The organism is uncultured Maricaulis sp. (assembly GCF_963976135.1).
In the GTDB taxonomy this organism is placed as follows: domain Bacteria; phylum Pseudomonadota; class Alphaproteobacteria; order Caulobacterales; family Maricaulaceae; genus Maricaulis.
Window position 1 is genome coordinate 1 of sequence record NZ_CAXBKN010000095.1, and the last position, 9,494, is coordinate 9,494.

Sequence of the window (9,494 nt, forward strand, 5' to 3'; positions counted from 1 at the left end):
GCCGCCATGGCCGCGCTGGCGCTCCTGCGCGCACCGATCGACGCGTTTTTCGAGACGGTTACGGTCAATGCAGACGAGCCTGCATTGCGCCGCAACAGACTCCTTTTATTGTCCGATATCCGGGCGGCGATCTGTGCCGTGGCCGATTTCAATCGGATTGATGGTTGATGACGATGCTTGAACAGGGATTGAAGTCATGACTGCAGGCAATAAGTGGGTTTACGCGTTCGGTGCCGGCTATTCGGAGGGCGAGGCGGGAATGCGTGAGCTCCTCGGTGGCAAGGGCGCCAATCTCGCCGAAATGGCGACGCTCGGCCTGCCGGTGCCGCCAGGCTTCACCCTGACGACCCAGGTCTGCACGGCTTTCTACGAGAACAAGCGCCAATATCCTGCTGATCTCAATGAACAGGTCGAAACCGCCCTGGCCAAGCTGGAAGCGACGGCCGGCAAGGTGCTCGGCGATCCGGCCAATCCGCTGCTGGTCTCGGTGCGCTCGGGTGGGCGCGCCTCGATGCCGGGCATGATGGATACCGTGCTCAATCTCGGCCTCAATGACGAGACCGCCGCCGGCCTGGCCGCGCTGTCGGGTGATCGCCGCTTTGCCTATGACAGTTATCGCCGCTTCATCCAGATGTATTCCGACGTCGTGCTGGGCGTCGATCACGCAATTTTCGAAGACATTCTCGACGGCTTCAAGGACGAGAATGACTATTCCCTCGACACCGATCTGAGTGCCGATGACTGGGAAGAAATCGTCAGCCGCTACAAGGCCGCCGCCGCCACTGCGCTGGGCCGGCCTTTCCCGACCGATCCGCGCGAACAGCTCTGGGGTGCCATCGGCGCCGTCTTCATGAGCTGGATGACCGAGCGCGCCAAGACCTATCGCCGCCTGCACGATATCCCGGCCAGCTGGGGCACGGCGGTCAATGTCCAGGCCATGGTATTCGGCAATATGGGCGAGACCTCGGCGACGGGCGTGGCCTTCACGCGCGATCCCTCCACCGGCGATAGCGGCTATTACGGCGAATTCCTCGTCAATGCCCAGGGCGAGGATGTCGTCGCCGGCATCCGCACGCCGCAATGCCTGACCGAGGCGATGCGCGAGCGCATGGGCGATCATTCGCCCTCGATGGAAGCGGCGATGCCGGAGAGCTATGCCGAGCTCTCCGCCGCCTTCGACAAGCTGGAACGCCATTATCGCGACATGCAGGATATCGAGTTCACGGTCGAGCGCGGCCGGCTCTGGATGCTGCAGACGCGGACCGGCAAGCGCACCGCCAAGGCGGCCCTGCGCATCGCCACCGACATGGCCCAGGAAGGCCTGATCACCGAGGAAGAGGCGGTGATGCGGATCGATCCCGCGCATCTCGACCAATTGCTGCACCCGACGCTCGATCCGAAAGCCGAGCGCGATGTGCTGACCACCGGTCTGCCGGCCTCTCCGGGCGCGGCGACGGGGCGCGTCGTGTTCGATTCCGACGAGGCCGAGGAGCGCGCCAAGGCGGGCGAAAAAGTCATCCTCGTGCGTATCGAGACCTCGCCGGAAGATATTCACGGCATGCATGCGGCCGAAGGCATCATCACGGCGCGTGGCGGCATGACCAGCCACGCCGCCGTCGTCGCGCGCGGCATGGGACGGCCTTGTGTCTCCGGTGCCGGCCAGATCAAGATCGACTACGCCAAGAAACTCTTCATGGTCGGCCGCCGTACCGTCAATGACGGTGAAATGGTGACGATTGACGGCTCCAATGGCCAGGTCCTCTATGGCGAAGCCAAGATGATCAAGCCGGAACTGACCGGCGAATTCGCCATTCTGATGGCCTGGGCCGACAAGACGCGCCGCATGAAAGTGCGCGCCAATGCCGAAACGCCGCAGGATTGCCAGACCGCCGTCGAATTCGGCGCCGAAGGCATCGGCCTGTGCCGTACTGAACACATGTTCTTCGATGCGGATCGAATCGCCGCCGTGCGCGAAATGATCCTGTCCAATGACCAGGATGGCCGCGTCACCGCCCTCGACAAAATCCTGCCGATGCAGCGCGATGATTTCGCGCAGATCTTCCGCATCATGGGCGAACTGCCCTGCACCATCCGCCTGCTCGATCCGCCGCTGCATGAATTCCTGCCGCACACGGAAGAGGATGTGATGGACGTCGCCACGGCCACCGGCCTGCCGGCAGAGCAATTGATGGCGCGGGCCCGCGATCTGGCCGAGAGCAATCCCATGCTCGGCCATCGTGGCTGCCGTCTCGGCATCACCTTCCCGGAAATCTATGAAATGCAGGCGCGGGCGATTTTCGAGGCTCAGGTCGCCGTCGAGAAGGAAACCGGTTTCCAGCCCCTCGCCGAGGTGATGATCCCGCTGGTCGCAACCGTCGCCGAATTGTCGATCCTCAAGGCGCGCGTCGCCGGGGTGGCCCAGGCCGTCGCGGAAGAGACCGGCGCCAAGCCGAAATACCTGATCGGCACGATGATCGAATTGCCGCGCGCCTGCCTGATGTCAGGCGAGATCGCCAAGGACGCGGAATTCTTCTCCTTCGGCACCAATGACCTGACCCAGACCACATTCGGCCTGTCGCGCGATGATGCCGGCAAATTCCTCGGCGATTATCTCGAAGCGGGCATTCTGGAAAAGGATCCCTTCGTGACGATTGATCGTGACGGCGTTGGTGATCTGGTCCGTATCGCCGTGGAACGCGGCCGTGCGACCCGTCCCGCATTGAAACTCGGGATTTGCGGCGAACATGGCGGCGATCCGGCCTCGATCGATTTCTGTGAAGAAGTCGGGCTCGATTATGTGTCCTGTTCGCCCTATCGCGTGCCGATTGCGCGCCTGGCGGCGGCGCAGGCCAATCTGCGACGGAAGTGATAACCTGTTGAACTTGGTGGGTGAAACAGACCTTCTCTTGTTTCGGGAGAGTCATTTCTTATTTGTAATCGTGCCGCGTGCTTGACCAGATCGGTCTGTTCTCATAGAGAGCAGCGCTAATTTTCGAGCAGAGGCGGGTTCGCTTTTGCATGGTACGGTCATTGCATCGCATTGATTCGACCAGGCTGAATACGGGAGTGCGAATGAGTTCGGACGCAGTACGAAGACAGCAAGAGCAGGTCGCGACCGCCTTTCATACGGTGGCCTTCGTCCTGTTGTGCCTGCTGACCGTACTGGGGTTGAATGCCGCGTCCGGACGCGCCCGTGAGCAGGACGAAACCGTCCTCTGGCAATCCCTGGCCCAGCGCTATCTTCATGAAGGCGATGTCGAGACCGCCTGGGATGCGCCACGCACCCTGCAGATTGCGGCCCTCTCGCTTGAGGCAGACCGCGTCCGCGGCGCTGTCCTGACCGAGCGCCCGATCGATGATCTGCGCACATTCGACAGCACGCATTTCTCGATGGCCGCCGATTTCACCGCCGAGCTGAATTGCCTGTCCCAGGCAATCTATTACGAATCACGCAGCGAGGCCTTTGTCGGCCAGCTTGCCGTCGCCCAGGTGATCATGAACCGGGTGCGCCATTCGGCCTATCCGGACACGATTTGCGGCGTTGTCTATCAGGGTTCCGAGCGCAGCACGGGCTGTCAGTTCTCCTTCACCTGTGACGGGTCGACCATGCGCACGCCACGGGGCCGCGCCTGGCGCCGGGCCGAACTGATCGCGCAGCATGCCTTCATGGGTTTTGGCCGCGACGTGACACGCCGTGCGACGCATTACCATACCGTCGCCGTTGACCCGCATTGGAGCAGTACGCTGGTGCGGACCCGCCGGATCGGCACCCATATTTTCTACCGCTTCCCGACCCGCACCGAACGCTCGGCCGGTGTCGTGGCTGCCCGCGACGCCTGATCGCGGGCCTGCCGCATCGCGATTGAGACAGGACCCTGGAGCCATCCGGGGTCTTTTTTTGACCCGGCGGGTGGGGGCGAGGGCGTAAACGGGCCGGCCCGACCGCGAATATTGGTTATTAAGACATTGCTGCAAAGGTTCAAATGTCAGGGAATGCTTTGAGATTCCCGGTTTTGGGTCCGTCATGAGCGCTTCAACCTCCACCACCACGCCGCAGCGTCTCTGGCTGTGCATGACTGATAGTCCGCGCGTACGGACGCTGTCGCGGGTACTCGCCGAGGGCATGGATGTGACTGTGTATCTGGGGCCCCTGGCAGTGCCCGACGCGCCGGTCGCGGTGATGCTGGTCGATGACGCCAATGCCGCACTCGTGGCCACAGCACGCAAGCATGCGGCGCCGAACCAGAAAACCATACTGGTGACAGCGAGCTCCAGGGGCTCGGGGACCGCCGATCTGCATCTGCCAGGCGATATCGATGCCGCCTCGCTCGCCACCGTGATCGAGGGCTTGCTGGCCTATCGCAGTTTTGAAGCTTCGCCCGCGGCGGCGCTCGAACCGGTCATGGCCCTGCACAGTGCAAGCTTCAGCGTCCGGACCATGGACGAGGCCAGCCGTCTGTCCAACTTCCTGGCGGCCACCTTGCCGTGCGCCTGTGAAATGGCGGTCGGGCTTCATGTCCTGCTTGCCAATGCAATCGAGTTCGGCAATCTCGGCTTCTCCGCTTCGGAAAAGGCCCAGGGCCTGGCGGTCGGCAATTGGCAGCGCAAGCTGGCGCAACGCGCGGCCGAGCCGGCCTATGCCAGCCGGTGTGCCAGTGTCGAGTTCCAGAGGGGAGAGCGCCTGGTCACCATGCTGGTGCAGGATGACGGGGACGGGATCAGCGTCGAAGCCGATATGTCTGGTGATCCATCCCGGCCCGGCCATCGTGAGCGCATGACCAAAGTTCTGAAAGCGCTTGGTTTTGCCGAGCTGACCTGGCTGGGCGGCGGCGCGACCGCGGCGGCCAGCGTCGTGCTCGGGCGCAGCGACAAGCCCGCCCCTGGCCGGGCCGGGAAACTCTCCTGATACTGGCCTGATACTGGTGCCGCCCGGCATCCTGCCCGGGTGAACGCCAGCTGAACTTCCTCCTCAGGCGGGCGTCATGCCGGGCCCTCTATACACGGATCAACAGGACGTTCGCGTCCGGCATCCGATCAGGAGGACCCGATCAATGACTTTCACGAAACCCACATTGAAACTGGCCGCGGCCACCCTCGGTCTGGCCCTGATGGCCGGCACTGCACCAGCCAATGCCCAGTCTTCGGGCATGGCGCTGGCTGCGCATGAACGCTGTGCCGTCCAGGTCTATCTGTCCAATTCCTCGGCCCAGATCGTGGCCAAGGCGGCGCCGGGCCTGTCCGGCAGCTACAGCCTTGTGGCCTATCAGGGCATGCCAAACGGCGCCACCGACAGTGGTCTCAGCGGCCGCTTCTCGTCAAATGGTTCAGGCGACACGGTTCTCGCCCGCACGCATCTTGGCCTCGGCTATGTGGTCGCGGGCGGGTTTCGCGGCATGGATGAAATCCGCGACGCCGAATATGGCCAGGACGCGGCCCTGCATGTCGACCTCGCCGTGTTCGATGATCGTGGCCGTTTGATCTGCCGGACGCAGACCCCGGCGCTTTATCCCGTCGAGATGCTGAATGGGCCGGCGGTCAATCCGGCGACCTATAGCGCCCCGGTTGCGCAGCCTTATCGCGGTCCCGCTGCGGCCCACACGCCGCCGAGACCCCCGCGCGCCTCGCACCTGGAGCGCAGCCGCGGGCTGCGTGCCGCGATCGCCAACCGGCGGCCGAACTGAACCTGCCCTCTTTTCTGTCCCTCAACTCGACGCCCGGCGCTTTCACGCCGGGCGTTTTCTTTGTTGTTCAACCACTTGTCGCCAGACACCTGCCATTCATCCACCTGTCGGCTTTCTGAATAAGGCCCTCAGGATCGGCTCACCTGGCTTCGGTTAGAACAGTATCAGTCTTCGATGCATTGGGCGTCGGGCAACACCAAATGGAGTTAAGCCATGAAAATCCGTCTTTTCCTCGCCAGCGCCCTCGTCGCTGTTTCTGTTCTCGGCACCGTTGGCGCTGCTGAAGCACAATCGCGCAACCGCGTGGCCATCAGCCAGCAGGGCTATAACAACGACATCGCCGGCCGCCAGAATGGCACGCGTCAGTCGATGGTCATCAATCAGCGCGGTGATCGCCAGTATGTCACAGTGATCCAGGATGGCGCCCGCAATGGCACGACTGTCGGTCAGTCCGGCCGCTACAACCAGGCGCATGTCGACCAGTATGGCCGCAGCAATGATGCGGTGATCGGTCAGCAAGGCCGCAACAACTACGCCGACAGTGTCCAGACCGGCAATCGCAACCTGTCGGGTATCGCCCAGATCGGCCGCAACAACACCGCGACAACGGATCAGTATGGTTCGAACAATGGTGTCGGCATCATCCAGGTTGGCAATGGCCAGAATGCCCACGTCAACCAGACGGGTAGCGGCAATGTCACCCTGGTTATCCAGGGCGAGCACTAATCCCGGTCGCAAGCCCGGGGAGGGCATGATTGTCCTCCCCGGACGGCCTGACCGGCCAGTCCGCACTCCCTGAAACCTGCAGTCGAGAAGGAGACTGTCATGAGCATGAATATTCTAGCTGCCAATATCGCGGCGATCGCCGGCGCAGCCCTGCTGGCGCTCCAGCCTGGTGAGCCTGACGGCTTTCTCCAGTCGGCTGCGGACCCCGAAAGTCACGCTGATACGGCCTGCCATATCGAGCTGGCCGCGACGCCGGACGGCCTGCTGGTCACGGCCTGGGGCGAGGGTGAGGCGGGAAGCAATTACCGCATGGTTGTCACCCAGCGCATCGGCGGCGGTGGTTTCGATATCGTCCAGGAGGGCGATGTGCCGCTCAGCGGTAGTGAAGACACGCTTCTGTCCGATATCCTGCTCGATACCGATGCGGATTTCTCGGCCCGTTTGTCGACCTGGAATGCCAATGGCGATCCGGTCTGCAACTGGAATGAACGGGTCTGATCCCGGCCGGCCATGGCGGCAATCCCGCGATGGCCGGCTCGCAGGCGGCCGGGGGTGATTTCGGCCATAGCAGGTATTCACATTCCCGCCTCTGGCCCTTTGCCTCGAACGCCCCCATCTGATGGCTTCCAATCAAGGGGAAGTCACCATGTCCATTCCACTTTCATCCATTGCCAAAACCCAGCTCGACCAGACCTATCGCGCGCTGGACGGCATTCTCGCCAAGGCCGCGGCCCATGCCGCCGAGCACAAGGTCGATGAGGCCGTCTATCTCGACTGGCGTCTGACGCCCGACATGTTCGCGCTCAAGCGCCAGGTCCAGCTGGTCAGCGATTTCTCTGTCCGCGGCCTGTCGCGCCTGGCCGGGCAGGATCCGGTTTCCATCCCCGATACCGAAGCCTCATTCGATGATCTGCGCGCCCGTCTGGCCGCCGCCCGCGCCGCCGTCTGGGCCCTGCCGGCCGCCGCGCTCGATGCCGATCCGTCCGGTGAGATCAGTTTCCCGGCCGGTCCCGGCAAGGAAATGACCTTGCCGCGCCATGCCTTCGTTCAGAATTACGTCCTCGCCAATGTCCTGTTCCACGCTTCAATGGTTTATGCGCTGGTGCGCAATATGGGCGTGCCGGTCGGCAAGCGCGACTTCCTCGCCGTCTAGCCTCGCTGGCTGCGAGCCGCTAATCTCCTCGGTCTGACAGGACAGGGGAGATTATGCTGTTTGCACTGATGGCTTTGGCCGGGGCGGTCGCGCTCCAGGATGCCGGCGTCGAGAGTTTCGAGCCGCAGGGCTTCACCGCCTCATTCACCGTTGAAATCGACGCGCCGCCCGCGACCGTGTTTGACGCAGCGACCGGCGATGTCTCACCCTGGTGGGATCACAGCTTTGCCCTGGAGCCGGCCGAACTGGTGATTGAGCCGCGCTTCGGCGGCCGCTTCTATGAAAGGCTGCGCGAGGGCAGCGATGACGGCGCCCTGCACGCGACGGTGATCTATGTCGACGCGCCCTCGGCATTGCGCCTGCATGGTCCGCTCGGCTTGTCCGGCCGGTCGGTCGATCTGGTGACCAGCTGGACCTTGCGGCCGCAGGATGATGGCACCCGGTTTCAGGTCGATCTTGCCATGCAGGGGCAGATTGATGCCGAGCTGGCGGCGGTCGTGCTGGCGACCTGGCAGCACTTCATCGGTGGCCGGCTGAAACCCTGGATCGAAGCGGGCTGCCATCGCGAGCCGCAATCACCCTGCGCCGCCTGGGATGCGCCCTGAGGCACTGAAAACCGGGGCCGGCCCTTGGCGGCGGCGCCCGGCCTTCCTATCTCTGGATCATGAACGAGACCCAGACACTGCCCGCCTCATTGCCGCTCTTCCCGCTCGCTGGCTGTATCCTCCTGCCTGGAGAATTGCTGCCGCTGAACGTGTTCGAGCCGCGCTATCTCAACATGATCGACGATGCGCGCCGCGAAGGCGGCCATATCGGCGTCATCCAGCCCGAAGCCGAAACGGCCACCGGCGAGCCTGCCTTGCAGCGCATCGGCACGGCCGGGCGGATCAAATCCTTCGTTGAAACCCGCGATGGCCGCTATCTGGTGACGCTCGCCGGGATCAGCCGTTTTGCCCTCAAGGCCGAGGCCGAGGCGGCGACCCCCTACCGCATCGGCCAGGTCGATTACCGGCCCTTCGCCCATGACCTGGCGCCGCGTCCGGCGCTGCAGGGTGACCGGTCGCGTCTGATCCGCCTGCTCGGCGTCTGGCTGGCGGGCGAGAATATCCAGCTCGACTGGAACGGGCTCGAAAACATGCCTTTCGAGGCCCTGATTGACCGCACCGCCATGCTGGCACCCTTGCCGGCGCAGGCGCGGCAGGACCTGCTCGAGGCGCCCGACAGTGCGGCGCGCCAGCGGATGGTTGAAGACCTGGTGACCGGCCTGATCGCGGCCCGGGCCGGCGGGCGGCCGCAATAGGGCTAGCCGGCCGGGCGCTGGGCGCGGAGCCAGGCAATGGCCTGGCCGCGTGAGCGGAATGCGCGGGCATTGCCGCCCATCTGGCCGATCACATTCAGGGCGATGTGCAGCTGGTCCTGCTGGTCGCCGCGGCCGATCAGGGCGAGCGGTATGTCGCGGCACAGACGACCGATATGGCGCATGCGCATTTCCAGCTCGATTTTTGAGAAATTGAAGTCGGCGGCGCGAATGTCGAAGGCGGCGAGGCGGATCGGTTCGCTTTGCATCAGACTGTTGAAGGCGCGCTCGCCATCGCTCCCGGATTTCGACACGCGCGCTCCCTCGCTCCGCATTTCGAGCAGACCGTCATCAATGCGGATCTCGAATTCACTGGTCGAATACGTGCGCAAACCGGACTATTTCCCCTGACCGTTTACCAAGAACCGTGCGGTATGCAGGTGAACTTTGCAGAAAATGGGGCGAAAGAGCGATTTGTTGCCCAGATTCGCCATAATTCGGGTTGGTGATTTGTGCGCAACTCGGACCAGGGCAAGAATTTTGTCCAGGTTTTGCTGTGGTCAGCCCGAATCGTGCGTGCGGCCCCGGCCCGGCCCCGGGGCCGGGGCCAGGCGAGGCTAGAGCCGGCGAATGCCGA

General features: G+C 63.6%; 10 protein-coding genes. 9 read left to right on the top strand and 1 reads right to left on the bottom strand.

The genetic code is table 11. The features are described from left to right. Positions 1-196 precede the first annotated feature (196 nt). The 9 genes from ppdK to AAC023_RS11945 all read left to right on the top strand — a co-directional run bounded on the left by ppdK (position 197) and on the right by AAC023_RS11945 (position 8,860). Positions 197-2,869 carry a pyruvate, phosphate dikinase gene (gene ppdK, locus AAC023_RS11905; protein WP_339741421.1) on the top strand — a complete coding sequence of 891 codons (2,673 nt, stop codon included), beginning with the start codon at positions 197-199 and terminating at the stop codon, positions 2,867-2,869. A 203-nt stretch (positions 2,870-3,072) separates the two neighbouring features. Beyond that, entirely contained in the window at positions 3,073-3,840 is a 768-nt protein-coding gene (locus AAC023_RS11910; protein WP_339741422.1) for a cell wall hydrolase, read from the top strand. A gap of 184 nt (positions 3,841-4,024) precedes the next feature. Next, on the top strand, positions 4,025-4,906 hold the full coding sequence (locus tag AAC023_RS11915; RefSeq protein WP_339741423.1) for a hypothetical protein: 882 nt from the start codon (positions 4,025-4,027) through the stop codon (positions 4,904-4,906). A 145-nt stretch (positions 4,907-5,051) separates the two neighbouring features. Then, on the top strand, positions 5,052-5,681 hold the full coding sequence (locus tag AAC023_RS11920) for a hypothetical protein (protein ID WP_339741424.1): 630 nt from the start codon (positions 5,052-5,054) through the stop codon (positions 5,679-5,681). 213 nt (positions 5,682-5,894) lie between these two features. After that, positions 5,895-6,407 carry a curlin-associated protein gene (locus tag AAC023_RS11925; RefSeq protein ID WP_339741425.1) on the top strand — a complete coding sequence of 171 codons (513 nt, stop codon included), beginning with the start codon at positions 5,895-5,897 and terminating at the stop codon, positions 6,405-6,407. Between the two features lie 99 nt (positions 6,408-6,506). Continuing rightward, entirely contained in the window at positions 6,507-6,905 is a 399-nt protein-coding gene (gene csgH, locus AAC023_RS11930; RefSeq protein WP_339741426.1) for a curli-like amyloid fiber formation chaperone CsgH, read from the top strand. Between the two features lie 148 nt (positions 6,906-7,053). Next, positions 7,054-7,560 (top strand): DUF1993 family protein, encoded by a 507-nt coding sequence (locus AAC023_RS11935; RefSeq protein WP_339741427.1) that lies wholly within the window; start codon positions 7,054-7,056, stop codon positions 7,558-7,560. Positions 7,561-7,613: 53 nt separating this feature from the next. After that, positions 7,614-8,165 (top strand): SRPBCC domain-containing protein, encoded by a 552-nt coding sequence (locus AAC023_RS11940; RefSeq protein WP_339741428.1) that lies wholly within the window; start codon positions 7,614-7,616, stop codon positions 8,163-8,165. A 59-nt stretch (positions 8,166-8,224) separates the two neighbouring features. Continuing rightward, entirely contained in the window at positions 8,225-8,860 is a 636-nt protein-coding gene (locus tag AAC023_RS11945) for an LON peptidase substrate-binding domain-containing protein (protein WP_339741429.1), read from the top strand. Between the two features lie 2 nt (positions 8,861-8,862). Here AAC023_RS11945 and AAC023_RS11950 read toward each other — a convergent pair whose 3' ends face one another. After that, the gene (locus tag AAC023_RS11950) at positions 8,863-9,249 is read right to left on the bottom strand and encodes a hypothetical protein (RefSeq protein WP_339741430.1); all 387 of its coding nucleotides are present in this window, start codon (positions 9,247-9,249) and stop codon (positions 8,863-8,865) included. Positions 9,250-9,494: the final 245 nt, after the last annotated feature.